24 protein-coding genes are annotated in these 23406 nt (G+C 64.4%); 9 read left to right on the forward strand and 15 right to left on the reverse strand.

The annotated features are described in order from the left end of the window. Positions 1-10: 10 nt before the first annotated feature. The 4 genes from AC097O_RS22205 (at position 11) to AC097O_RS22220 (ending at position 2491) form a co-directional block, all read left to right on the forward strand. Positions 11-844, forward strand: coding sequence for a hypothetical protein (locus tag AC097O_RS22205; RefSeq protein ID WP_479595143.1), 834 nt, complete (start codon positions 11-13; stop codon positions 842-844). Positions 845-847: 3 nt separating this feature from the next. Beyond that, on the forward strand, positions 848-919 hold the full coding sequence (locus AC097O_RS22210) for a 4Fe-4S dicluster domain-containing protein (protein WP_479595202.1): 72 nt from the start codon (positions 848-850) through the stop codon (positions 917-919). Between the two features lie 123 nt (positions 920-1042). Then, a complete protein-coding gene (locus tag AC097O_RS22215) occupies positions 1043-1942 on the forward strand; it encodes a DMT family transporter (RefSeq protein WP_479595144.1) in 900 nt (299 codons plus the stop codon). Between the two features lie 126 nt (positions 1943-2068). Further along, the gene (locus AC097O_RS22220; RefSeq protein ID WP_315184291.1) at positions 2069-2491 is read left to right on the forward strand and encodes a universal stress protein; all 423 of its coding nucleotides are present in this window, start codon (positions 2069-2071) and stop codon (positions 2489-2491) included. 99 nt (positions 2492-2590) lie between these two features. Here AC097O_RS22220 and AC097O_RS22225 read toward each other — a convergent pair whose 3' ends face one another. Further along, positions 2591-3568 (reverse strand): ABC transporter substrate-binding protein, encoded by a 978-nt coding sequence (locus tag AC097O_RS22225; RefSeq protein ID WP_479595145.1) that lies wholly within the window; start codon positions 3566-3568, stop codon positions 2591-2593. Positions 3569-3699: 131 nt separating this feature from the next. Here AC097O_RS22225 and AC097O_RS22230 point away from each other — a divergent pair, with 131 nt between their 5' ends. Further along, positions 3700-4515, forward strand: a complete 816-nt coding sequence (locus AC097O_RS22230) for a class II aldolase/adducin family protein (RefSeq protein WP_479595146.1) — start codon at positions 3700-3702, stop codon at positions 4513-4515. Positions 4516-4628: 113 nt separating this feature from the next. Here the strand turns inward: AC097O_RS22230 and AC097O_RS22235 are convergent, their stop codons facing one another. Further along, positions 4629-4934, reverse strand: coding sequence for a hypothetical protein (locus AC097O_RS22235; RefSeq protein ID WP_479595147.1), 306 nt, complete (start codon positions 4932-4934; stop codon positions 4629-4631). A 33-nt stretch (positions 4935-4967) separates the two neighbouring features. Beyond that, positions 4968-6596 (reverse strand): methyl-accepting chemotaxis protein, encoded by a 1629-nt coding sequence (locus AC097O_RS22240; RefSeq protein WP_479595148.1) that lies wholly within the window; start codon positions 6594-6596, stop codon positions 4968-4970. A 258-nt stretch (positions 6597-6854) separates the two neighbouring features. Between AC097O_RS22240 and AC097O_RS22245 the strand changes: the two genes are divergently transcribed. Then, positions 6855-7463: an AraC family transcriptional regulator gene (locus AC097O_RS22245; RefSeq protein WP_479595149.1), complete on the forward strand. Its 609-nt coding sequence runs from the start codon at positions 6855-6857 to the stop codon at positions 7461-7463. 225 nt (positions 7464-7688) lie between these two features. Beyond that, a complete protein-coding gene (locus tag AC097O_RS22250; protein ID WP_479595150.1) occupies positions 7689-8699 on the forward strand; it encodes an AraC family transcriptional regulator in 1011 nt (336 codons plus the stop codon). Positions 8700-8812: 113 nt separating this feature from the next. Here AC097O_RS22250 and AC097O_RS22255 read toward each other — a convergent pair whose 3' ends face one another. From AC097O_RS22255 to AC097O_RS22300, 10 genes are all read right to left on the reverse strand, one after another. Then, positions 8813-9766, reverse strand: coding sequence for a branched-chain amino acid ABC transporter permease (locus tag AC097O_RS22255; RefSeq protein ID WP_479595203.1), 954 nt, complete (start codon positions 9764-9766; stop codon positions 8813-8815). A gap of 17 nt (positions 9767-9783) precedes the next feature. Then, complete coding sequence (locus AC097O_RS22260; protein ID WP_315184282.1) at positions 9784-10668, reverse strand: ABC transporter permease subunit; 885 nt, start codon at positions 10666-10668, stop codon at positions 9784-9786. Between the two features lie 117 nt (positions 10669-10785). Beyond that, positions 10786-12000, reverse strand: coding sequence for an ABC transporter substrate-binding protein (locus tag AC097O_RS22265; RefSeq protein WP_479595151.1), 1215 nt, complete (start codon positions 11998-12000; stop codon positions 10786-10788). A gap of 31 nt (positions 12001-12031) precedes the next feature. Beyond that, a complete protein-coding gene (locus AC097O_RS22270) occupies positions 12032-12751 on the reverse strand; it encodes an ABC transporter ATP-binding protein (RefSeq protein WP_479595152.1) in 720 nt (239 codons plus the stop codon). Beyond that, positions 12748-13500, reverse strand: coding sequence for an ABC transporter ATP-binding protein (locus AC097O_RS22275; RefSeq protein ID WP_479595153.1), 753 nt, complete (start codon positions 13498-13500; stop codon positions 12748-12750). The genes AC097O_RS22270 and AC097O_RS22275 overlap by 4 nt, the downstream gene beginning before the upstream one ends. A gap of 7 nt (positions 13501-13507) precedes the next feature. After that, a complete protein-coding gene (locus tag AC097O_RS22280; RefSeq protein ID WP_479595154.1) occupies positions 13508-15145 on the reverse strand; it encodes an acyl-CoA synthetase in 1638 nt (545 codons plus the stop codon). A gap of 197 nt (positions 15146-15342) precedes the next feature. Then, positions 15343-16509 carry an extracellular catalytic domain type 1 short-chain-length polyhydroxyalkanoate depolymerase gene (locus tag AC097O_RS22285; protein ID WP_479595155.1) on the reverse strand — a complete coding sequence of 389 codons (1167 nt, stop codon included), beginning with the start codon at positions 16507-16509 and terminating at the stop codon, positions 15343-15345. Between the two features lie 18 nt (positions 16510-16527). After that, positions 16528-17973 carry an exodeoxyribonuclease I gene (gene sbcB, locus AC097O_RS22290; protein ID WP_479595156.1) on the reverse strand — a complete coding sequence of 482 codons (1446 nt, stop codon included), beginning with the start codon at positions 17971-17973 and terminating at the stop codon, positions 16528-16530. Between the two features lie 8 nt (positions 17974-17981). Continuing rightward, positions 17982-18431 (reverse strand): ribonuclease HI, encoded by a 450-nt coding sequence (gene rnhA / locus AC097O_RS22295; protein ID WP_479595157.1) that lies wholly within the window; start codon positions 18429-18431, stop codon positions 17982-17984. 48 nt (positions 18432-18479) lie between these two features. Continuing rightward, positions 18480-19253, reverse strand: coding sequence for a methyltransferase domain-containing protein (locus AC097O_RS22300; protein WP_479595158.1), 774 nt, complete (start codon positions 19251-19253; stop codon positions 18480-18482). Between AC097O_RS22300 and gloB the strand changes: the two genes are divergently transcribed. Continuing rightward, complete coding sequence (gloB, locus tag AC097O_RS22305; RefSeq protein WP_479595159.1) at positions 19252-20022, forward strand: hydroxyacylglutathione hydrolase; 771 nt, start codon at positions 19252-19254, stop codon at positions 20020-20022. The two genes, AC097O_RS22300 and gloB, sit on opposite strands and share 2 nt — an antisense overlap. Continuing rightward, positions 20019-21599: a transglycosylase SLT domain-containing protein gene (locus tag AC097O_RS22310; protein ID WP_479595160.1), complete on the forward strand. Its 1581-nt coding sequence runs from the start codon at positions 20019-20021 to the stop codon at positions 21597-21599. The genes gloB and AC097O_RS22310 overlap by 4 nt, the downstream gene beginning before the upstream one ends. A gap of 75 nt (positions 21600-21674) precedes the next feature. Here the strand turns inward: AC097O_RS22310 and AC097O_RS22315 are convergent, their stop codons facing one another. Next, positions 21675-22718, reverse strand: a complete 1044-nt coding sequence (locus AC097O_RS22315) for an ABC transporter substrate-binding protein (RefSeq protein WP_479595161.1) — start codon at positions 22716-22718, stop codon at positions 21675-21677. Between the two features lie 94 nt (positions 22719-22812). Further along, positions 22813-23403 carry a recombination mediator RecR gene (gene recR, locus AC097O_RS22320; RefSeq protein ID WP_315184249.1) on the reverse strand — a complete coding sequence of 197 codons (591 nt, stop codon included), beginning with the start codon at positions 23401-23403 and terminating at the stop codon, positions 22813-22815. Positions 23404-23406: the final 3 nt, after the last annotated feature.

Consider the following 23406-nt stretch of genomic DNA (forward strand, 5'->3'; position numbering starts at 1 on the left):
AGGCATCGACATGAACTGGAAGATCGCATTGGCCGCAGGGGCTGTTGGCGTCGCAGGCACCTACTTCTACATGGCCAACGGCCAGGCACCTGCGACCCCATCGGCCGCCAGGACGGTGGTGGCTCCAGATGCCGCAGCGCCGTCGGAGCAGCACGACCATGGCGTGCCGCACGCGCACGGGAACGACCACCAGCACGACCACGATGCGTCCGCGAAACCCATGCCTCGCGTGGACACCCCGTTGAACGCACAAGCCCGCGCCGTGGTGCAGCAGTTCGATCAATTGCGGGGCATGGTCCCTGGAGACGCCGCGATTGCATTGGGCCGCCGAATCGAGGCAGGCATGACCCCGGAGAACGCCGCGGGCTACGTGCAAGCGCTCGTGAACGCCGACAACCCGGCGGTCGAACGTTCCGCCATGGCGGCACTCGCGCGTTCTGCCAACTCCGAGCAGATTCTGGCCTTGGCCGGTGAGTACAGCGTGCTGCCGCCCGACAACCGCGGGCGCATCCTCCAGACCCTGGAAAGCATGGCGAATCCAGCCGCTGTCGACGGCTTGACCCGCATTGCCGCCGCCGACACCACCGAGAAGCGTTCAGCGCTGGTCATGTCTGCGATGTACGGCATCGCCAATATCGGCAGCATGGACGGCGTTCAGTATCTGCTCGGCCAGCTCGTGCCGGGCCAAGCCGACCTCGCCTTGATGGCGTTGGAGCGGGTGCACACCCAGCAAGGGATCGAGATCATCCGGTCTGCGGGTGAAGGCAGCAAGGACGCGGCAGGCATCTTGCCCGCGTACCGCCCTGCGTTGACGCGCATCGCAGCGTCCGCCGGCAAGTCCTAACGGATGGTCGCGGCGCAGAACATCGTCTGGGTCACGCCCGAAGGCGGCGGCGGGCCGAATTACGCGGGAATGTGATTTTGAAGCCATATTTTCAGGCCTAAAATAAGGCACTAGCGCCCATTCCATGGGCGCAAGAAGCTCCTGTTTTTGATATTAAAAACAGGAGCATTTTTTTGTCCATCCCCTGGAACGCCACCCTTGCGCCCTGATGCCCCCACCCGCCTGGCCCAGTCAGCCATCTGGCTGATTCCGCTGCTGTGGGCGGTCAACTATTTTGTGGCGCGGCGGGCACCGGGGGTGATCGAGCCTTACACGCTGGCCTGCATCCGCTGGGGCCTGGCGGGGCTGCTGCTGAGCCTGCATGCGCGTGCCGAGCTGCGGCGCGAATGGCGCAACATTGCGGCGGTGTGGTACCAGTACGGGGTGCTGGGCTTTTGCGGCATGGTGGTCTGCGGGGCCTGGGTGTATGTGGGCGCGCAGACCACGGGTGCGGTGAACATTGCGCTGATCTATTCCGCATCGCCGGTGCTGATCGCCCTGGGCTCGGTGCTGTGGCTGCACGAACGCATGCGCGGGTCGCAGGCTCTCGGCGTGGCGATCGCGCTGGCGGGCGTGCTGCATGTGATCGTGAAGGGCGAATGGACGGCGCTGGGCCAGGTGCAGTTTGTGGTGGGCGACCTCTGGATACTGGCCGCCATGGTGTCCTGGGCGCTGTATGCGCTGCTGCAAAAAATATGGCCCAGCACCCTGGGTGCCACCGCCCGCCTGGCCGCCATCTGCTGGGGGGCCATGCCGGTTTTGCTGCTGGGCACCGCCTGGGAAATGGCCCAGCCCGAGACCCCGCCGCTGGGCACCGAGGCCTGGGCGCTGGGGCTGGCGGCGGCCCTGGTGCCGGGCATCATGGCCTACGGGATTTATGGCTGGGCGCAAAAGATTCTGGGGGCCAGCAAGGTGGCCGTCACGCTGTACCTGGGCCCGCTGTATGGCGCGTTGCTGGCCTGGTGGGTGTTGGGCGAAAGCCTGGGCTGGCACCATCTGCTGGGTGCCGCGCTGATTCTGCCGGGGGTGTTTTTGGTCTCACGTGCGGGCAAGCGTTAGGCGCGTGAACCGCCAGGTAGTCCTGCACGCCGCACCCGTGTAGGCGGTGGCCCCGTTCTTTGATCTAGCGCAACCACAGAGCGCACCTACGGCCTACACTGCTGCATACAACTTTGGAGGCACACCATGAAAATTCTTCTTGCCGTGGACGGCAGCGACCACACCAAAAAAATGCTGGCCTACTTGGCCACCCACAGTGAACTGTTTGCAGGCGTGAGCGACTACATCGTGCTGACGGTGCAGCCCAGCATTCCGCCCCGGGTGCGCTCGGTGGTGGGCCAGGCGGCGGTAGACAACTATGCCAATGAAGAGGCCGAGCTGGTGCTGGCCCCGGTGACCGAATTCCTGCTGCGCCACGGCATCAATGCCAAGACCAGCTGGAAGATGGGCCCCCCCGGCGAAACCATCGCCAAGTTCGCCGAAACCGAAAATTGCGACCTGCTGGTGATGGGATCCCATGGCCACGGCGCTCTGGCCAACCTGGTGATGGGCTCAGTGGCCACCCAGGTGCTGGCGCACTGCCATGTGCCGGTGTTGCTGGTACGTTAAAAAACAAGGCCTTTTTCAGGGCCTGAATCACCCCCTGGCGCTTATTCTATAAGCGTGAGCAGCTCCTGTTTTTGACATCAAAAACAGGAGCTTTTTGTTTTAGCTTTGGCGCGGCCAGAGCTGGGTGTCGGTGATGGCGCGCACATCCACCCGCACCGGCAAAATCCCGTCGCGGGCCGAGCGGTCGGCCACGGTTTGCAGGGCGCTGATGTCGGCCTCGCTCACCGGCCGCCCGGTCACCGCAGCGCGGCCCGTGATGGTGCGCGCCGCCTCGATGGGCAACCGGGTGAGCTGTGTATAGGCCTGGGCATAGGCCTCGGGGTGGGCCAGCGCCCAGTCGCCCGCGCGGCCCAGCCGGTCGAGAAACTGCACGATGGCTTTGCGCTTGCCGGGGTCGGCCAGAGCCTCTTCGCTGGCGGTGATGAAGCCCAGGGCGGTGTTGATGCCGCGCCCGTCGCGCAGGATGCGGCCCCCGTTTTGCAGCGCGATGGTGTAGTACGGGTCAAATATCGCCCAGGCATCGATCTGCTTGGACGAGAACGCGGTGGACGCGTCGGTGGGCAGCACAAACTTCACGGTGACTTCGTCGCGCCGCACCCCGGCTTCTTCCAGCGCGCCATACAGCTGGTACTGCGAAATGCTGCCGCGCGCCGACGACACCACCACGGTCTTGCCGCGCAGGTCGGCCACACTGCGCAGCGGCGAGTCGCCCTGCACCACGATGCCCAGCGAATCGGCCTTGCCCACGCGCGTGGCCACGATCTTCATCGCCGTCTTGCCCACCGCCGCCGCCAGCACCGGTAAGTCCCCCGCCATAGCCGTGTCCACCGCGCCGCTGCGCTGGGCTTCAAACAAGGGCGCAGCGCCCTGGAAGTTGGCCCAGCGCCAGGCAAACGGTGCGCCGTCCAGCGCCTTGGAGGCCTCGAACAGGGCGCGTAGGCCGCCAGCCTGGTCGCCCAGGACCAGCGCGGCCTGCGATTGCGCTGCGCTCCACAGCGGAAGTGCGCCGATAGTGGGCAGTACGGCGGCACGTTGCAGCCATTGGCGGCGGGAAAGGGATAAGGGAAAGTTTTTCATGCTGCGAAGTTAACCAACCCGGCCCACCGCCCCAACGACGCATTCCAGATATGCAAAGCCGATTTCCTGCGTTGGCAATCCGGTGGTGGCTGGTTAGCCTGTGGCCACACCTTTCTGTTTCAAGGATCCCCATGAGCGCCGTTTTATCCATTGACCGCAACGCCTTGCAACTCAATCCGCACCCGCAGCAAAAATTCTGGTTCGACCCCATCCCGCCGCGCACCAGCATCGCCGCCGAGCGCCGCCACCGGCAGGAGCGCCTGGCCGGTGCTTTCCGGCTGTTTGCCCGCTTCGGCTTTGCCCAGGGCCTGGCCGGGCACATCACCGCCCGCGACCCCGAGCTGACCGACCACTTCTGGGTGAATCCTCTGGGCGTGCACTTCTCGCGCATCAAGGTGTCCGATCTGCTGCTGGTCAACAGCCGGGGCGAGACGGTGATTGGCGACCGGCCTTTGAACAAGGCCGCGTTTGCCATCCACGCCGCCATCCATGAGCACAACCCCAACATCATCGCCGCCGCCCACACCCACTCCACCTACGGCAAGGCCTGGTCCACCCTGGGCCGCAAGCTGGACACGCTGACGCAGGATGCCTGCGTGTTCCACGACGACGTGGCGCTGTTTGACGACTTCACCGGCATGGTGGTGGACGAAAGCGAAGGCCTGCGCATCGCCCGCGCTTTGGGCGACCGCAAGGGCGCGATCCTGAAGAACCACGGCATCCTGAGCGCCGGGCCCACGGTAGAGGCCGCCGCGTGGTGGTACATCGCGCTGGACAACGCCTGCCACACCCAGCTGCTGGCCGAAGCCGCAGGCACGCCGCAGCCAATCGACGAGGCCACCGCCCGCCACACCCACCGCCAGATCGGCAAGCCCGAGGGGGCGCTGCATGCATTTGAAAGCCTGTACGAAGGGCTGGTGGAGGCGGAACCCGAGTTATTGGATTGAAGGCCATTTTTCGGACACAAAATCAGGCCTTTGCGCCCATTCCATAGGCGGTAGCAGCTCCTGTTTTTGATATCAAAAACAGGAGCATTTATGCCCCATGCCAGGCCGCTGTACTAGGTTCGCTCAGCCGGTGTTACAAAACTGAAAGGCTTGTCCGTGGGTGGTGCGTCGATGTTCATGACTTCGTAGATGTGGCCGTCTTGGCGCATCACGAAGAGGCTGCACGCCAGGGCCCCTGAGCGCCCAATCGAGAACTGAAAACTCGTCATGCAGCCTTGTGCTAGGCGCAGGTCCAGCTCCAGCAGCAGCCGTGGGTCGGAGTCGGCCGCCAGGGTGGCGAAATCGCGGACCAATTGGGTCAGTGCGTCAAACAGGGCCTTGTGGTGGGTGTGGTGTAGGTTGAGAGATCGTATGGGCATGGCGTAGAAATAGGGGCCGCGTCTGTTCTTGTTCTAAATGCGGGTCCAAGCCGGTGTGGTAGGCAGCTGGGGCCGTATGGGGCGGGGGCGTGCTGCCACCGCATGCCCACCCGCCGGGTCCAGCTTGAACACCGACACGGCCTGCAGTAGCTGCTGTGCTTGCGCATTCAGGCTGCCTGCAGCGGCGGCACTTTGCTCCACCAGGGCGGCGTTTTGCTGGGTCACCTGGTCGATCTGCACAATGGCCTCGCCCACCTGGGCCACGCCCTGGCTTTGCTCGTTGCTGGCCAGGCTGACCGCGCCCATGATGTCGGTGACCTGGCGGATGGCGCTGACGATCTCGGCCATGGTGGTACCTGCGGTGCCCACCAGCAGCGCGCCGTGGTGCACCTTGGAGACGCTGCTGTCGATCAGCACCTTGATCTCTTTGGCCGCGGTGGCGCTGCGCTGGGCCAGGCTGCGCACTTCGCTGGCCACCACCGCAAAGCCCCGCCCCTGCTCACCGGCCCGGGCGGCCTCTACCGCGGCGTTCAGCGCCAGGATGTTGGTCTGGAAGGCAATGCCGTCGATCACGCTGATGATGTCGGAGATCTTTTGCGAGCTGTCGTTGATGCCGCGCATGGTGTCCACCACCTGGCCCACCACCTCACTGCCTTTGGTCGCCACATGGCTGGCACCCTGGGCCAGCTGGTTGGCCTGCCGGGCGTTGTTGGCGTTTTGCTGCACGGTGGAACTCAGCTCCTCCATGGAAGCCGCGGTTTGCTGCAGTGCGCTGGCCTGCTGTTCGGTGCGTTGGCTCAGGTCGGCATTGCCCTGGGCAATTTCTGCGCTGGCCGTGGCCACGCCGTCGGCGTTCTGGCGCACATGGCTGACGACGCGTGTGAGCGAGGTCTGCATGTCCGCCATGGCCGCGAGCAACGGCGAGAACTCGTCGTTGGCATCGTCGCGCACGGCGGTGGCCAGGTCACCATCGCGCACCCGCTCGGCCACCGCCTGCGACACCGCCATGCGCCGGCGCAGCGTGCTGGCGACGGTCCAGGCAAACAGCGCCAGGCACACGATGGCAGCCACCACCAGCGACACCAGCACCTGGGTTACACGGGCGGTGCCGCTTTCGATCTCGCCAATCTCGTTGCGCAAGGCGGTTTCCTGGAACTTCGCGGTGTCGTGCAGCACCTCCAGCAGCTCGTTGCGCACGGGAATAGTTTTGTCCACCAGAAAGGCAAAAGCCTCGGCCTTTTGGCCCTGCTGGATGAGCTGGATGTTGGGCTCGCCCGCCTGCCAGAACCTGGCCACCAGCGGCGCAATCTTGGCGTAGCGCTCGCGGCCTGCGGCATCGAGGATGTCTTTCTCATAATCGCTGAGCGTGTCTTCCAGAAACTTGCGTTTGGCCGCAATGTCGGCCAGGGTGGTGGCCAGCTCTTGTGGCGTACGGGCCAGTATGGAATGGCGGATTTGCAGCGACACCCGCGTCACGGCCAGCTCCATGGCCGCCATGCGCTGCAGCTGCGGCACCCGCAAGGTGCCGGTTCGGTGGGCCAGGCTGGCTGCGGCAGACAGCTCCACTTGCGTAAAAATCGCCAATCCGGCAAAGGCCAAACCCAGGGCCAAGGCAACGGTGTAGAGACGCTTGGCGATGCCGAAGCTGCTGAAAAAATGCATGTGGTGGGTGCTCTGAGTGGGTTGCAAATGCGGTCTCCCGCGGGGCTGAATGCGGCGTTGGCAGTGTCTCAAGAGGGACACAGCCCGCCTAGCGCCGAGTGACACGCCAGCAACAACCACTTACGAATTTGCGCATCTGCTTTCGTTTTCACGCAAGTTTTTTTCAGCCTGTCGGCAGATGCCCCCCGTTCAAAGCCTGGGCGCTACCATGGCCTGACAATGCACGCCACCCCACCAGATCCGCACCAGGCTTTTCGGTTGAACCACCAAACACAGGATGTGGCTGAGTTCCAGGGCCTGCTGTCTTCGCACCATGCTGCCGTGCGGGTCGAGCCGTTTGGCTCGGCGGTGTTCACGGCGCAGACCCAGGCCATCATGATGGGCGGTGTCTGCGTGTCGCGCTCGGCGCACACCTCGGGAATGGGGCTGACCTTTGACGGCGTGTTTGATGGCTATGGGCTGACACTGCCCGCCTCGGGATCCCTGTCCGTGCACCTGGCAAAGCGGGGCCTTTTGGAGAGCGCGCCGGGTGGGGGCCTGCTGGTGGATTCCACCTCTGTCACCCGCACCGTGCTGGGGGCGGGCACCACGCTGAACCGCATCACCGTCAGATCGGGCACCAGCGTGCGCTCGCTGCAGAGCGGCTTCATGCGCTTCAAGGGCATGTCGCCCATGGCGTATTTGCGCCATATCCGCCTGCATGGGGTGCGGGCAGAGCTGCAGGCGGGGGGCGCAGGTGCCACGGTGTCCCACATTGCCTACACCTGGGGTTTCCCCCAGCTATCGTCTTTTTCCACCTTGTACATGCGTTCTTTTGGCGAGCGGCCATCGGCCACCCTGCGGCGCGCCGGTACGGGCCGCTTCTGAAAACAAAGGCTATTTTTCAGGCTGCCAATACGGTGCCTGCGCTTATTCCATAGGCGTTTGCAGCTCTTATTTTTGACATCAAAAACAGCAGTAACTGCTGGCCTTCACCCGGCCAACCGCCCGCGCTGCTGCAATTGCGCATGGCTTTGCGTTTTTACGCAACTTTTCCCTCGGGTGCCGGGGGGTTTTGGTGGCGGTGGGCGCGCGCGCTAGTATCTTCGGCGCATGCCTTTAGCCGATGCCCCCACCCAACCGGTGCGCCTGCAATTTCAGACGCACGATATCGACGAGTACCGCAGCATTGTCTCGGCCTACCACGCGCCGGTGCGCGCCGTGCCGGTGAGCCCTGTGGGGTTCAGCGTGCAGGCCCAGGCGGTGATGACGGGGGGCATTTGTATTTCACGGGTGCTGTGCCCCGCCGGGGTGGAATGGGCTTTTGACAGCGTGTTCGATGGCTACTGCCTGGCGCTTCCCTCGGTGGGCTCGTTTGCCGTGCGCATGGCGGGGCACCGCAGCCTGGAGACCCGGCCCGGCGTGGGCATGATGATGGACTACAGCAGCGTGACCCACGCCGTCCTCGGGCCCGACACCCTGCTGCCCCGCATCACCGTCACCACCCAAGAGATGCACAGCCGACTGGCCGAACTGATCGACCAGCCGGTGCTGCGCCGCATCCAGTTTGCGCCCGATGTGGACCTGGCCACGCCCGCCGCCCACCTGGCTGCGTCGCTATCGCGCCTGGTGTTCGAGGGCGTGGAAGGCGACGAGAACGAAGCCCCCTTGCGCAAATACCCCGCCGCACTCACCAGCCTGCGCGAAGCCATCCTGAACCTGGTGCTGGAATCCATTCCGCACAGCTATGGCCCGCAGATGTCGCGCCAGGCGCACCTACCCAGCCCCGGCCATGTCAAGCGGGCCATCGACTTCATGGCGGCCAATGCGGCCCGGCCTTTGCGACTGAGCGACATCGCCGCCGCCTCGGGCACCAGCGTGCGCTCGCTGCAGGGCGGCTTCATGCGGTTTCGCGGCATGTCGCCCATGGCGTATTTGCGCAATCTGCGCCTGCATGGTGCGCGGGCGGAGCTGCTGGTGGGCGGCGCAGGTGCCACCGTGTCCCACATCGCCTACACCTGGGGCTTCCCCCAGTTGTCGTCGTTTTCGGCGGTGTATGTGCGCGCGTTTGGCGAGCGGCCATCCACCACGCTGCGGCGCAGCACCGGGGCCAGGCGAGCGTAAATAACCACGCTGGAAAAAATGGCCTTGTTTCAGGCATGAAACAAGGCCCCTGTGCTTATTCCATAAGCGTGAGCAGCTCCTGTTTTTGATGTCAAAAACAGGAGCAATTATGCTCAGTGCCCTGCCGGTCCCGCTGCTGGCTTCTTGCTGAACAAGGCCCCGATCTCGCCCACCACACCACGGCGGAACAGCAGCACGCAGACCACAAAGATCGCGCCCATGATCACCGTGACCCAGGAGCCCACCTTGTCGGCCAGCAGGTTTTCCAGGCTGACGATGGTGAAGGCCCCGGCCACCGGCCCGAGGATGGTGCCCAGGCCGCCGAGCAGCGTCATCAACACCACCTGGCCCGAGGTGTGCCAGTGCACGTCGGCCAGCGAAGCCAGCTGGAACACCAGCGACTTCATCGAACCCGCCAGCCCGGCCAGCGAGGCCGAGATGACAAACGCCAGCAGCTTGAAGCGGGCCACGTCGTAGCCCAGCGAGATGGCACGCGGCTCGTTGTCGCGGATGGCTTTCAGGATCTGGCCAAACGGCGAATGGATGGTGCGGTGAATCAGCCAGAAGCCGCCCAGAAACACCGCAAACACAAAGAAGTACATGGCGATGTTGTCGCTCAGGTCGACCACGCCAAACAGCTTGCCGCGCGGTATGCCCTGCATGCCGTCTTCGCCGCCGGTAAACGGCATTTGCAGCGCCACAAAGTACACCAGCTGCGCCAGGCCCAGGGTGATCATGGCGAAGTAAATGCCCTCGCGGCGGATGGCCAGCAGGCCAAACAGCGCCCCCAGCACGCCACCAAACGCGGCCCCGGCCAGCAGACCCAGCTCAGGGCTCAGGCCCAGGTCGCGGCACAGGTAGCCGGTGATGTAGGCCGAGCCGCCAAAAAACGCGGCATGCCCGAACGACAGCAGCCCGGCAAAGCCCAACAGCAGGTTGAAGGCGCAGGCAAACAGCGCAAAGCACAGCAGCTTCATCAAAAACGTGGGGTACAGCACAAAGGGTGCGATACAGCCCACCACGATCAGCACGGTAAACAGGGCAAAAGTGCGCTGGCGTTCAGTCATAGCGTTCATACAGTCTTTCAGGCTTGCTTGCCGAACAGGCCTGCGGGTTTGACCAGCAGCACCAGCACCATCACCACAAAAATCACCACCGCCGAGGCTTCGGGGTAGAACACCTTGGTCAGCCCCTCCACCACACCCAGGCCCAGCCCGGTGACGATGGAGCCAAAAATAGAGCCCATGCCGCCAATCACCACCACGGCAAACACCACGATGATGAGGTTGGAGCCCATCACCGGGTTCACCTGCATGATGGGCGCAGCCAGCACCCCGGCAAATGCGGCCAGCCCGGCCCCTACCGCGTAGGTGGCCGTCAGCAGCACCGGCACGTTGATGCCCAGGGCCTGCACCAGGTCGGGCCGCTGGGTAGCTGCCCGCAGCGTGGCCCCCAGGCTGGTGCGCTCGATGGCGTACCAGGCGCTGAAGCACACGGTCATGGCCGCCACCACCACCCAGGCCCGGTAGATCGGCAAGTACATGAAGCCCAGGTTCATGCCGCCCTGCAGCAGCTCGGGCACCTCGTAGGATTCACCGGACACGCCGAAATAGTTCTTGAACACGCCCTCGGCCATCAGCGCCAGCCCGAAGGTCAGCAGCAAACCGTAGAGGTGGTCGAGCTTGTAGAGCTGCTTGAGCATGGTGCGCTCGATCACCACGGCCACCGCCCCCACCACCAGCGGCGACAGAATCAGCGCCCACCAGTAGCCAATGCCCAGCCAGGTAAAGCCCATCCAGGCCACAAACGCGCCCACCATGTACTGCGCCCCGTGGGCAAAGTTGATGATGTTGAGCAGGCCAAAAATGATGGCCAGCCCCAGGCTCAGGATGGCATAGAACGAGCCGTTGATCAGCCCCAGCAAGAGCTGGCCAAAGAAGGCGGGTGACGGTATGCCGAAGATTTCCATGGAGAGGTCTCGTGGGGGTGTCTGGTATCGCTCCCTCCCCTTCCGGGGGAGGGCCGGGGTGGGGGTGCCCCCATCCCAACCTTCCCCCGAAGGGGGAAGGAGCCATGCAAATTTCGCTTACTTCTTGATCAGCGGGCAGCGCGAGGCCGACAGGGGCTGGAAGGCCTCGGCCGCCGGGATCACGGCCTTGACCTTGTAGTAGTCCCATGGCGACTTGGATTCGGCCGGGGTCTTGACCTGCATCAGGTACATGTCGTGCACCATGCGGCCATCGTCGCGGATGGTGCCGTTCTTGGCGAAAAAGTCGTTCACCGGGGTCTTCTTCATCTGCGCCATCACCTTGGCGGTGTCGTCGCTGTTGATGGCCTTGACGGCTTTCAGGTAGTGCATGGTGGACGAGTACTGCCCTGCCTGCACCATGGTGGGCATGCGCTTGTGCTGGGCAAAGAAGCGCTTCGACCAGGCCCGGGTTTCGTCGTTCAGGTCCCAGTAGAAACCTTCGGTGAGGTACATGTTCTGGGTGGTTTTGAGGCCCAGCGAATGGATGTCGGTGATGAACATCAGCAGGCCCGCGAGCTGCTGCTTGCCGGTGATGCCAAATTCAGCCGCCTGCTTGATCGAGTTGATGGTGTCGCCACCCGCATTGGCCAGGCCAATGATCTGCGCGCCCGAAGACTGGGCCTTGAGCAGGAACGAGGAGAAATCCGAGGTGGGGAACGGATGGCGCACACCACCCACCACCTCGCCGCCGCTGGTCTTGACCACGTCGGACGCGTCTTTTTCCAGCGCGTGGCCAAAGGCGTAGTCGGCGGTCAAGAAGAACCATTTCTTGCCGCCTGCCTTGGTCACGGCTTTGGCCGTGCCATTGGCCACCGCGTAGGTGTCGTAGGCCCAGTGCACAGTCACGTCGTTGCAGGCTTCGTTGGTGATAGCGGTGGAGCCCGCGCCGTTGATCAGCACGATGCGGTTCTTTTCCTTGCCGATTTTTTGCACCGCCAGCGCGGTGGAGGACGTGACCAGCTCGGTCACCACATCCACCTTGTCGCGCTCGATCCATTCACGCGCTTTGTTGCTGGAGATGTCACCTTTGTTCTGGTGGTCGGCCGAGACCATTTCGATTTTGAACGTGGGCTTTTCCGCTGCCGTAAAGTCGTCAATGGCCATCTTGGTGGCAATGACGGTGCCGTTGCCGGCCAGGTCTGAGTAGGTGCCCGACAGATCGGTCAGCACGCCGATCTTGACGGTGCCGTCTGACACCTGGGCCTGGGCGGCGGTGGCCAAAACGATGGACAAGGCTACCGCTTGGGCAAGAGGTTTGAGTTTGCGTTTCATGGAAAGTCTCCTTGGATCAACAGTTAAAAATTCAAACCCCAAGCAGGGCTTGCATCGCGCTGGTCTTCTCCGCCAGCTCATCTTTGTGCACCACCATGGCCACCTGGCCATGCTCCAACACGTAATGCCGGTCCGCCAACGGGGCGGCAAAGCGGAAGTTTTGCTCCACCAGCACGATGGTGTAGCCCCGGGTTTTCAGCAGGCGGATCACTTCGCCCAGCTTTTTGACGATCACCGGGGCCAGGCCTTCGGTGATCTCGTCGAGCAACAGGGTTTTGGCCCCGGTGCGCAAGATGCGCGCCATGGCCAGCATCTGCTGCTCGCCGCCCGACAGCCGGGTGCCGGGGCTGTTGCGCCGCTCCAGCAGGTTGGGAAACAGGGTGTAGATCTCGTCCAGCGTCATGCCGCCGGGCGACACGATGGGCGGCAGCAGCAGGTTTTCTTCGGTGGACAGGCCTGCGAAGATGCCGCGCTCTTCCGGGCAGTAGCCCATGCCCATGCGGGCAATGCGGTGCGGGGCCACGCCGGTGATCTCCTGCCCGTTGAACTGGATGGAGCCGGTGCGCTTGCCCACCAGGCCCAGAATCGCCTTGAGCGTGGTGGATCGGCCTGCGCCGTTGCGGCCCAGCAGGGTGACCAGCTCGCCGGTGTTCACGTGCAGGTCCAGGCCGTGCAGGATGTGCGATTCGCCGTAGTAGGCGTGCAGGCCTTTCAGGCGTAAAACTTCTTTGCCGGTATTCACGTCGCTCATGCTTCCACCCCCACATAGGCTTCCAGCACGCGCGGGTCTTGGGACACGGTGGCGTAGTTGCCCTCGGCCAGCACGCTGCCGCGCTGCAACACGGTGATGGTGTCGCACAGCGACTCCACCACCGACAGGTTGTGCTCCACCATCAAAATGGTGCGGTTTTTCGATACCTTGCGGATCAGCTCCACCACCCGGCCTACGTCCTCGTGGCCCATGCCCTGGGTGGGTTCGTCCAGCAGCATCAACTCGGGCTCCAGGGCTAGCGTGGTGGCGATCTCCAGGGCGCGCTTGCGGCCATAGGGCATTTCCACCGCCACGGTGTCGGCAAAGCTTTGCAAATCCACCTCCTCCAGCAAGGCCATGGCACGGGCATTGAGCGAGTCCAGCCGCCGCACCGACGACCAGAAGTTGAACGAGTCGCCGCGCTTGCGCTGCAAGGCCACGCGCACGTTTTCCAACGCCGTCAGGTGGCCAAAGGTGGCCGAAATCTGGAACGAGCGCACCATGCCCCGGCGCGCCACCTGGATGGCAGTGTCGGTGGTGATGTCGATACCGTTGAACTGGATCTGCCCCTGGGTGGGCTGGGTGAACTTGGTGAGCAGGTTGAACACTGTCGTCTTGCCCGCGCCGTTGGGGCCGATCAGCGCGTGGATGCTGCCGCGTTGGACCTTCAGGTCGACCTTGGAGACGGCGGCAAAGCCTAAAAACTCTTTGGTCAGGCCTTGGGTTTGCAAAATGGTGTCATTCGCCATGCGGTTCCTAGTTTTTTGCGCCAGGGGTCTGCGCGCGGAGTACGAATTTTTGGATCTTGCCGGTGGATGTCTTGGGCAAAGGCCCGAACACCACCCGTTTGGGCACCTTGAAGCGGGCCAGCAGCGTGCGGCAAAAGAGGATGATGTCTTCCTCGGTGGTCTGTGAACCGGGCTTGAGCTCGACAAACGCGCAGGGCACCTCGCCCCACTTTTCGTCGGGCTGGGCCACCACCGCCGCCAGCATCACCGCCGGGTGGCGGTGCAGCACGTCTTCCACCTCGATGCTGGAGATGTTTTCACCGCCCGAGATGATGATGTCCTTGCTGCGGTCCTTGATCTGGGCGTAGCCGTCGGGGTGCAGCACCGCCAGGTCGCCGGTATGGAACCAGCCGCCCGCAAACGCCTCGGCGGTGGCGGCGGGGTTTTTCAGGTAACCCGCCATCACGATGTTGCCCCGAAAAAACAGCTCGCCCATGGTCACGCCGTCGGCGGGCACGGGCTGCAGGGTTTCGGGGTCCAGCACGGCCATGGCCTCTTGCAGCGGGTAGGCCACGCCCTGGCGGGCGTTGAGCCGGGCGCGCTCTTCGGGGGGCAGGCCGGTCCAGCTATCCTGCTGGGCACAGACGGCGGCCGGGCCGTAGACCTCGGTCAGGCCGTAGACGTGGGTGATGCGGATGCCAATGCTTTCGCAGCCTTCGATCACGGCGGCGGGCGGCGCGGCCCCGGCAATCAGGCCCTGCACGATGTGCTCAATGCCTTCGCGCAGGGCGGCGGGCGCGTGCACCAGCATGCTGTAGACGATGGGCGCGCCGCACAGGTGGGTGATGGAGTGTTCGCGGATCAGCGGGAAGATCACCGCCGGGTCCACCCGGCGCAGGCACACGCTGGTGCCCGCCACCAGGGCCATGGTCCAGGGGAAGCACCAGCCGTTGCAGTGGAACATGGGCAGCGTCCACAGGTACACCGCGTGGTGCGGCAACTGCCACGACAGCACGTTGTTGGCCGCGTTCAAATACGCGCCGCGGTGGTGGGTGACCACGCCCTTGGGGTTGCCGGTGGTGCCCGAGGTGTAGTTCAGCGCAATCGCGTCCCACTCATCGGCGGGCAGTTGCCAGGCGAATTGCGGGTCGCCCTGGGCAATGAAGCTTTCGTAATCGGTATCGCCCAAGGCTTTGCCGGGTGGGGCCAGATCGTCTTCGACCTCGATGACGAAGGGGCGCTTGTCACCCAGAATGGCCAGCGCTTTTTCCACCACGCTGGCAAACTCGCGGTCGGTCAGCAGCACCGTGGCCTCGCCGTGCTGCAGCATGAAGGCGATGGCTTCGGCATCCAGCCGGGTGTTCAAGGTGTTGAGCACCGCGCCCGACATGGGCACGCCAAAGTGGGCTTCCAGCATGGCGGGCACATTGGGCAGCATGACCGCCACGGTATCGCCCACGCCCACGCCCCGGGCTTGCAGGGCGCTGGCCAGTTGGCGGCAGCGGGTGTAGGTGGTGGCCCAGGTTTGGCGGCGCGTGCCGTACACCACGGCCAGCCGATCGGGGTAGACGTGGGCCGAACGGGCGATATAGCTCAGCGGCGACAGCGCCACAAAATTGGCGGAATTCTTCTCCAGGCCCTGCTGGTAAGGGTGCGTACTGCGCATGTTCGGCCTCCGTTGCCTGCGCACCGAAATCCGGCGACAGGTTTATTTTGTTGGCTGGATTATGGGCAGGGTTTTTTACAAGTTACTGACGGGTTACAGCCAACTTCCTCAGGAGTTTCCCTTAGTTGGTGATTCATAAGAAATCGGGCTCCTGCGCTTATTCCATCGGCGCAAGCAGCTATAAAGTCAATAGCAAACTACTTCAGTGTGCGCAGCCGCCGGTGCTTGCTAAAAAACGCCCACAGCAAAGCGCTGGCGTCCGGCCCTACGCTGTCGTTGAAGCGCAGCGTGCCGTCGCCGCCGCTCCAGGCGTGCTCCAGCCCGGCGATGCGGCAGACCGAAACAATGGGTTTGCGGCCCACACGGTAGTCCTGCGTCTGGAAGGCATGGCGCGGGTTGCGGCCTTTGGGCCGGGCGGGGGTGAGCAAGGTGACCGGGGCCAGGTCGGCGATGCCGTTGACCCGTAAAAACTGCTGCGCCACCTGCTGCTGGTTGACGATGCGCACCACCTTGTCGGCATCGCCGTGCAGCACGATGGCGGGCATGCGCGGAAAGCCGCCGCCATCGACGGTGGCCTGCACCGCCTGCGCCACATGGGTGCCGCCCCCGGTCTGCATGGCCCCAAAGGCCGTCATGCGGCTGTCGGCCGTGCCAAACACCGGGCCGGAATGCAGGCCCACGGCGGCGATGCGAAACGGGTAACGCAGCGCGATGATCTGGGCCAGCGCGGCACCGGCCGAAATACCCGCCAGGTACACCCGGCTGGCATCCAGCCCCAGCCTGGCCACCACATGGGTGACCATGCCCGCCACCAGCCCGGCTTCTCCACCGCCCTGTTGCGTGGCGCGCTGGTACCACTGCCAGCAGCGGTGGGCATCGATGGTCACCAGCTGCTGCGGGTACAGCACGGCAAAGCCCTTGCGCTGGGCCAGGGCGTTCATGCGGCTGCCCTGGGCGAACTCGGGCGCGGTCTGGGTGCAGCCGTGCAGCATGACCACCAGCGGCAAGGGTTTGAGCGCCTGCGCCTTGTCACGCAGCGGCAGGTACAGCCAGTAGGTCATGCGCTGGCCGTTGGGCGCGGCGTGAAACGAGCGGGTCCAGCTGCCGGGCAGCGCAGCGGGGGGTGCGGGTTTGGAGACGGGCTTGGCAGCGGGTTTGGAAGCTGGTTTTGCCGCCGGTTTGGCCCTGGGTTTAGGCGTGGCCTTGGGCTTGGGAGGAGGTTTAGGCGGTGCCAGCGCCTGTTTCACCGCGGCTTTGGTGGCCTTTTTGGTGGCCGAGGTGAGGCTGCGGACCAGCTGGTTTTGCTGGGATTTGGCGATACGGGTGAGGCTTTTCAACCATAGGCTGCTGAGACTTCTTGCCATGGCTGGTGGGGTTCCAAGTTAATCGCGGTCGGGGGCGATCGCTTCGGCGTAATCGTACAGCGCGCCCAAGACTTCTTCGCCGCGCTCGTCTGCCGTCTCTGACAAAGTGTCGATTTCGGCAAACAGGCCTTCGATGGTGCGGGCTCCGCCCTCCCCGTCAAACAGGCGCGCGGCGCGGTGGGCTTCCCAGCGGGCGGCTTCCTCCGCGCTCAGGGTGGCGGGAAAGTTGCGGGCGCGGTAGCGGAACAGCAGCTCAACCAGGCGTTCGTCGTCAAAGCTGGCGCGGGCCCCGGCCAATTTTTCGGGCGACAGGGCGCGCAGGTCGTTGAGGCGGCGGCGGTCGCCATCGCCCACGAAGCCGCCGTACAGGTCTTCGTCCACATCACGCGCCTCCTGCGGCGGGCGGCTGAACACCTCGGGCCAGATGGCGCTCATATCGGGCAGTGCACGTACCTCGGCGGCATGGGCGCGCAGCGTGTCGCCCACCAGGCCCCAGCGCTCGGCCAGCGCGGGCGACAGGGTTTTCAGGTTGGACACCACCATGGGCGACTTGTTCAGGTGGATGGTCTTGATAGGCAGGCGGGTCACGCCCTCGGGCAGGTCTTCGGCCTTGCTGAACAGGCGCAGGCGGATGTCGGCGGCGTTCATCTGGCCCAGTTCAGCCGGGCTGTGGGCCAGGTCCCAGGCAATCAGCTCGTTTTTGTGCTGCGGGTGCATGGCCAGCGGCCACATCAGCGCCAGACAACCCTGCTGCGCCGGGAACATGCCGGAGATATGCAAAAACGGCTTGGCCGTCTGCAGCGTGGTGGGCAGGCCTAGTTCCGCCGCCACGCGGTCTTTTTTGTGCAAGCCCAGGCAGAAGTCGAACAGGCGCGGCTGGGCGGTGCGGATAAGGCGGGCCAGGGCGATGGTGGCGCGCACGTCGGACAAGGCATCGTGCGCGGCCTCGTGCAGCAGGCCGTTGGCACGGGCCAGGTCTTCGAGCCGAAAACTGGGCTGTCCATCGGGTTTGGTCGGCCATTCAATGCCTTCAGGCCGCAGGGCATAGGCGGTGCGCACCACGTCCAGCAGGTCCCAGCGGCCACAGTCGTTTTGCCATTCGCGGGCATACGGGTCGATCAGGTTGCGCCAGAACATGGAGCGGGTGATCTCGTCGTCGAAGCGGATGGTGTTGTAGCCCACGCCGATGGTGCCGGGCTGGCTGAAGGCTTGTTCAATTTCATTGGCAAACGCCACTTCCGGCACGCCGCGCTGCAGGCAGATTTGCGGCGTGATGCCGGTGATCAGGCAGGCCTGGGGGTCGGGCAGAAAGTCGGGCGCGGGCTGGCAGTACAGCATCATGGGCGCGCCGATCTCGTTCAGCTCGGCATCGGTGCGGATGGCGGCGAACTGGGCGGGGCGGTCGCGCCGGGCATTGGCACCGAAGGTTTCGTAGTCGTGCCAAAGAAAGCTGTGGTCCGCCATGCCGGGAGTTACCGTTTACCCAGGGCCAGATCGACACCCCGGTTGGCCAGCGCATCGGCGCGCTCGTTGCCCGGGTGGCCTGCATGGCCCTTGACCCAGCGCCAGTCGATCTTGTGCCCGGCGGTGTTGACCAGCGCGTCCAGCCGCTGCCACAGATCCACGTTTTTCACCGGTTCTTTGGAGGCCGTGAGCCAGCCGCGCGATTTCCAGCCCTTGAGCCATTCGGTCATGCCCTTGAGCACGTACTGGCTGTCGATGTACAGGGTGATGCTGCAGGGCTGCTTGAGGGCGCTCAGGCCTTCGATAACGGCCATCATTTCCATGCGGTTGTTGGTGGTGGCCAGCTCGCCGCCAAACATTTCTTTCTCGGTGCCGCCCCAGGTCAGCAAAACACCCCAGCCGCCGGGGCCCGGGTTGCCCTTGCAGGCACCGTCGGTATACATATCTACGTGGTTCAAATACAGCTTTCTAATTCATCAAACAGAGCGTCGTTTTTACCAGATGCACTAGCGGTGTCCTTTGTTGGCAATGGGCACCGGCGCATTCGCTAGGGCCTTGGACACCTTCCAGCGCGGGCCCAGCAGGCGCATGCCGCGCACCCGTTTCACCGCCACCACAAAATAGACCGAGCCGAAAATCGGCCAGTAGCGCTCGCCTGCGGGGTCCATCCAGCGCATGCGCTCCAGCCAGGAGGCGCTGCGGGCCGGGGGGCGGTAGCAGCCAAACTGCACCGACTCCACCTCGAAGCTCAGCAGGCGCAGCCAGTCACGCAAGCGCCAGTAGCCAATCGCCTCGCCCACCTCGGGCAGGTAGTTTTCGCCCAGGCCAAGGCGGTGCAGCAGCCGGGTGCGGCTTTGGCGCAGGCCCCACAGGCTCATGGGGTTCAGGCCCGCAATCACCACCCGGCCCTCGGGCACCAGCACCCGCTCGACCTCGCGCAGGGTGGCATGGGGGTCGGGGCTGAGTTCCAGAGCGTGGGGCAGCAACAGCAGGTCCAGGCTGTTTTCCGAGAACGGCAAGGCGGCAAAATCGCACGCCAGGGTGGGTGACTCCGGATAGGAATCTGTCGCCAAAGGCGCTATGGGGCCGTCGGTAGCCAGCCAACGGTGCGGTATGCGGTTATTCTGCAGCCCTGGCAACTCCGGCAGCCCGAGCTGGAGCGCATGGTAGCCAAACACATCGGCCACCGCTTCGTCGAAGCGCGCCCGCTCCCAGTCCAGCAGATACTGGCCCGGCGGGGTCTTCAACCAATCGTGCAAACTTATAATTTCGCTGCCCATGAACTTGCTTGCCCTGCCTGCTTTTGCCGATAACTACATCTGGATGGTGCACGATGGACAGCGTGCGCTGGTGGTGGACCCGGGCGATGCACAGCCGGTATTTCACGCGCTGCAGCAGCACGGTCTGCAGCTGGAGGCCATTCTAGTCACGCACCACCACGCGGACCATGTCGGCGGTGTGGATGCCTTGCGCGACGCCACCGGGGCCACGGTTTATGGCCCGGCGCGCGAAAACATCCCCACGCCGCTGCACAAGCTGCGCCAGGGCGATCGCATCACGGCCCTGGGCATTGCCTTCGATATTTTTGACGTTCCCGGCCACACCGCCGGGCACATTGCCTACTTTGCGCCCGAGTGGGACGGCGCACCGCTGCTGTTTTGCGGCGACACCCTGTTTTCGGGCGGCTGCGGGCGGCTTTTTGAGGGCACACCGGCGCAAATGCTGGCGTCGCTTTCCGCTTTGGCGGCCCTGCCCGGCAGCACCCGGGTATGCTGCACCCACGAATACACATTGGGTAACCTGAAATTTGCCCGTGTTGTGGAACCAGACAACGCCGCGCTGGCTCAATACCAGGCCGAGTGTGTCGCCAAGCGTGCGGCCCAATTGCCCACCTTGCCCTCCAGCATGACGCTGGAACTTGCCATCAACCCTTTTTTACGCACCCGCTGTGCGTCGGTCCAACAGGCCGCGCTGGCGTTTGATGCGTCCACCCTCGACGAAGCCAGCGTATTGGGCGCACTTCGCACCTGGAAAAACCAGTTTTCATGAAATTCATCCACTTTGCCAGCCTGTCCGCCCTGTTGTGGCTCACCGGCTGTGCCACGGTTGGGCCTAAGCCCGATGCCGCAGCCACCGTGCCTGCCAACCCGCAGGCTGTGCCAACGCCCCAGCAAGCCACCCTGCCGCACACGGCGGTGTACCCGCGTGGCGTGCTGCAGCCCATCACCGCCGCTGAAGCCGCGTCACGCGGTGTCGCCCAGCTCAAGGCCCCGGCCGACCTGTGGGAACGCATCCGCCGCGGCTTTGCCATGCCCAATCTGCAAAGCGACCTGGTGTCCGACCGCGAGCAGTGGTACAGCACCCGCCCCGACTACATCCAGCGCATGACCGAGCGCTCCAGCAAATACCTGTTCCACGTGGTGGAAGAGCTGGAACGCCGCAACATGCCCACCGAGCTGGCCCTGCTGCCCTACATCGAGAGCGCCTTCAACCCGCAGGCGGTGTCCAGCGCCAAGGCGGCCGGCATGTGGCAGTTCATGCCGGCCACCGGCAACTACTTTGAGCTCAAGCAAAACATCTTCCGCGACGACCGCCGCGACGTGCTGGCCTCGACCCGCGCCGCGCTGGACTACCTGCAAAAGCTGTATGGCATGTTTGGCGACTGGCAGCTGGCCCTGGCGGCCTACAACTGGGGCGAAGGCAGCGTCAGCCGCGCCATTGCCCGCAACCAGAAGGCCGGGCTGGGCATCACCTACAGCGAGCTGAACATGCCTGCCGAAACCCGGCTGTACGTACCCAAGCTGCAGGCGGTGAAGAACATCATCGCCAACCCCGACCTGTTCCGCACCGAGCTGCCGCTGATCGAAAACCACCCCTACTTCCAGAGCGTGGACATCTCCCGCGACATCGACGTGGCACTGGCCGCCAAGCTGGCCAATGTGAAGCTGGACGACTTCAAGGCGCTGAACCCTTCGGCCCACCGCAACGTGATTCTGGCCGCCGGTACGCCGCAAATCCTGCTGCCCTGGGACAACGCCACCGTGTTCACCCGCAATCTGGAAGCCTACACCCAGGGCCAATACGCCAGCTGGTCCGCCTGGACGGTGCCCAGCACCATGAGCGTGAGCGCCGCCGCCCAGCAGGTGGGCATGAGCGAGTACGACTTGCGCAGCGTCAACAACATCCCGCCGCGCATGCTGATCAAGGCCGGTTCGGCCCTGATCGTGCCGCGCTCGGCCACCATGCAGGACGTGAGCGAGCACGTGGCCGACACCGCCCAACTCAGTCTGTCGCCCGAAATTGTCAACCGCAAGGCCGCCGTCAAGGCCGGCAAGCGCGACACCGTGGCCAGCATTGCCAAGCGCTACCGCGTGAGCGCCAGCGACGTGGCCGACTGGAACGACCTGAAGCTGAACGCGGGCTTCAAGGCCGGGCAGCAAGTGGTGCTGTACCTGCCGGTGCGCATGTCCGCGCCCCGCAGCGCGGGCCGCAGCAAGGTCCAGGCCGTCACACGTAGCAGCGCCAAATCTGCACCCGTGGCCAAAGCCAGCACCCGCAGCACCGAAACCCGCAAGTCCAGCCGCAGCAGCAAAGACAAGGTGGTCAAAACCACCCGCAACAAATAGCAGATTGCTATTTTTTTAATAGCTTTCCGCGCTTATGGAATAAGCGCTAGAGGCCTAAAAAGCTCAAATATACCGTCAGGCCCTGAAACGCTCTTTGGCGCGGCGGGCGAAGTCGTTGGTGTAGGTTTTTCCCAGATCGATGCGGGCCGCCTTGACCAGCGGGTCGAAGCTGCCCAGGGCCGCCAGAGCGGTTTGGGGGCCGCCGTCGGGCAGCAGCCCGTCGGGTGAAATCGCTTCGCGGGCCTTGTTGAAGGCCGCCAGGTAGATGGCGCGGTCGCCCAGAAAATAGCTCTCGGGCACCATTTTCACGATGTCGCTGGGCCCGGCGGTTTGCAGCCACTTGAGCGCGTGCACCATGGCGTTGGCCAGCGCCTGCACGGTGTTGGGGTTCTTGCGCACAAACTCCAGCGGCGCATAGAGGCAGGCCGCCGGCATGGCCCCGCCAAACACATCCAGCGCGCCTTTCAAGGTGCGGGTGTCCGACACAACCTTGATGTCGCTTTTTTGCTCCAGCATGCCCATCACCGGGTCGTTGTTGCAGATGGCATCGATCTGGCCCGAGCGCAAGGCCCACAAGGCCGCCCCCGCCGAGCCGATGCCGACAAACTGCACCTCGCCCGGGCCTACCCCCGCGCGCGCCAACACCACGTTGGCCACCATGTGCGAGGGCGCGCCCAGCGCAGCCACGCCGATGCGCTTGCCCCGCAGGTCGGCCAGCACGCGGTAGTCGGGCATGTTGTGGGTGGACACGCCCAGGGCAATCTGCGGTGCCCGGCCCTGCAGCACAAACGACTGGAACATCTGGCCCTTGGCCTGGCTGTGGATGGTGTTTTCAAACGCACCGGCAAACACATCGGCCACGCTGCCGGGAATGGCCACGGGCGACCGGGCACCGCCCACCAGGTCGCTGATGTCCACCTCCAGCCCCTCGGCCTTGAAGTAGCCCAGCTGGTCGGCAATGGTCAGCGGCAGGTGGTAGAGCGCGGCTTCCCCGTCCACGGCCAGCGTAAGCCGGCTTTTTTCCGGCTTGGTCTGGGCGCGTGTAGCCGTCGCATGCAGGCCCGCACCCAGCAAGGCTGCGGCCAGAAAGGAACGGCGGGGAAATGGATGGTGGGTCATGCGGGTGGCGTTTGCACCAGCATAAGGCTCATCTATTTGTTACACATTGGGACCATCCCCGTCGGGGTTTGCCCGTAACGTTTTGAGCTAAGGGTTAACGTCTATCTACAAACGCATGCGCGATAGTGCCCAGATCCACGTACTCCAGCTCGCTGCCCACCGGCACGCCGCGCGCCAACCGCGTCACCTGCAGGCCGCGCGCCTTCAGGGCCACGCTGATCACGTGGGCCGTAGCCTCGCCCTCGGCGGTGAAGTTGGTGGCCAGAATCACCTCTTGTACCAAGCCGTTGCTGGCCCGGTCGATGAGCTTTTGCAGGCCAATGTCTTTGGGCCCCACCCCGTCCAGCGGGCTGATCTTGCCCATCAGTACAAAGTACAGGCCTTTGAAGGCCGCAGTGCGCTCTACCGCCGACTGGTCGGCCGGGTTCTCCACCACGCACAGCTTGGTCGCGTCGCGGGTTTCGTCCTGGCAGGTGTCGCAGATGTCGTTTTCGGTAAAGGTGTGGCACAGCGCGCAGTGCTTGACGTTGCCCGCCGCCTGCGCCAGCGCCTGGGAGAGCAGCTGCGCGCCTTCGCGGTCGTGCTGCAGCAGATGGAACGCCATGCGCGAGGCCGACTTCACGCCCACGCCCGGCAGGCGGCGCAGACCCTGGATCAAGGCGTTCAGGGCGCTGGAGTCAGCCACGCA

This window comes from Rhodoferax sp. LS1P39 (assembly GCF_056521425.1).

Bases quoted from the DNA above. Each gene is read 5' to 3' on its own strand.
- AC097O_RS22280 (WP_479595154.1), bottom strand. From the start codon at position 15,145: ATGCGCAGTACGCACCCTTACCAGCAGGGCCTGGAGAAGAATTCCGCC.
- sbcB (WP_479595156.1), bottom strand. From the start codon at position 17,973: ATGGCGGACCACAGCTTTCTTTGGCACGACTACGAAACCTTCGGTGCC.
- AC097O_RS22240 (WP_479595148.1), bottom strand. From the start codon at position 6,596: ATGCATTTTTTCAGCAGCTTCGGCATCGCCAAGCGTCTCTACACCGTT.
- gloB (WP_479595159.1), top strand. From the start codon at position 19,252: ATGAACTTGCTTGCCCTGCCTGCTTTTGCCGATAACTACATCTGGATG.
- AC097O_RS22205 (WP_479595143.1), top strand. From the start codon at position 11: ATGAACTGGAAGATCGCATTGGCCGCAGGGGCTGTTGGCGTCGCAGGC.
- AC097O_RS22225 (WP_479595145.1), bottom strand. From the start codon at position 3,568: ATGAAAAACTTTCCCTTATCCCTTTCCCGCCGCCAATGGCTGCAACGT.
- AC097O_RS22255 (WP_479595203.1), bottom strand. From the start codon at position 9,766: ATGACTGAACGCCAGCGCACTTTTGCCCTGTTTACCGTGCTGATCGTG.
- AC097O_RS22275 (WP_479595153.1), bottom strand. From the start codon at position 13,500: ATGGCGAATGACACCATTTTGCAAACCCAAGGCCTGACCAAAGAGTTT.
- AC097O_RS22285 (WP_479595155.1), bottom strand. From the start codon at position 16,509: ATGGCAAGAAGTCTCAGCAGCCTATGGTTGAAAAGCCTCACCCGTATC.
- AC097O_RS22310 (WP_479595160.1), top strand. From the start codon at position 20,019: ATGAAATTCATCCACTTTGCCAGCCTGTCCGCCCTGTTGTGGCTCACC.
- AC097O_RS22230 (WP_479595146.1), top strand. From the start codon at position 3,700: ATGAGCGCCGTTTTATCCATTGACCGCAACGCCTTGCAACTCAATCCG.
- AC097O_RS22220 (WP_315184291.1), top strand. From the start codon at position 2,069: ATGAAAATTCTTCTTGCCGTGGACGGCAGCGACCACACCAAAAAAATG.
- AC097O_RS22300 (WP_479595158.1), bottom strand. From the start codon at position 19,253: ATGGGCAGCGAAATTATAAGTTTGCACGATTGGTTGAAGACCCCGCCG.
- AC097O_RS22270 (WP_479595152.1), bottom strand. From the start codon at position 12,751: ATGAGCGACGTGAATACCGGCAAAGAAGTTTTACGCCTGAAAGGCCTG.
- AC097O_RS22315 (WP_479595161.1), bottom strand. From the start codon at position 22,718: ATGACCCACCATCCATTTCCCCGCCGTTCCTTTCTGGCCGCAGCCTTG.
- AC097O_RS22265 (WP_479595151.1), bottom strand. From the start codon at position 12,000: ATGAAACGCAAACTCAAACCTCTTGCCCAAGCGGTAGCCTTGTCCATC.
- AC097O_RS22260 (WP_315184282.1), bottom strand. From the start codon at position 10,668: ATGGAAATCTTCGGCATACCGTCACCCGCCTTCTTTGGCCAGCTCTTG.
- AC097O_RS22235 (WP_479595147.1), bottom strand. From the start codon at position 4,934: ATGCCCATACGATCTCTCAACCTACACCACACCCACCACAAGGCCCTG.
- AC097O_RS22250 (WP_479595150.1), top strand. From the start codon at position 7,689: ATGCCTTTAGCCGATGCCCCCACCCAACCGGTGCGCCTGCAATTTCAG.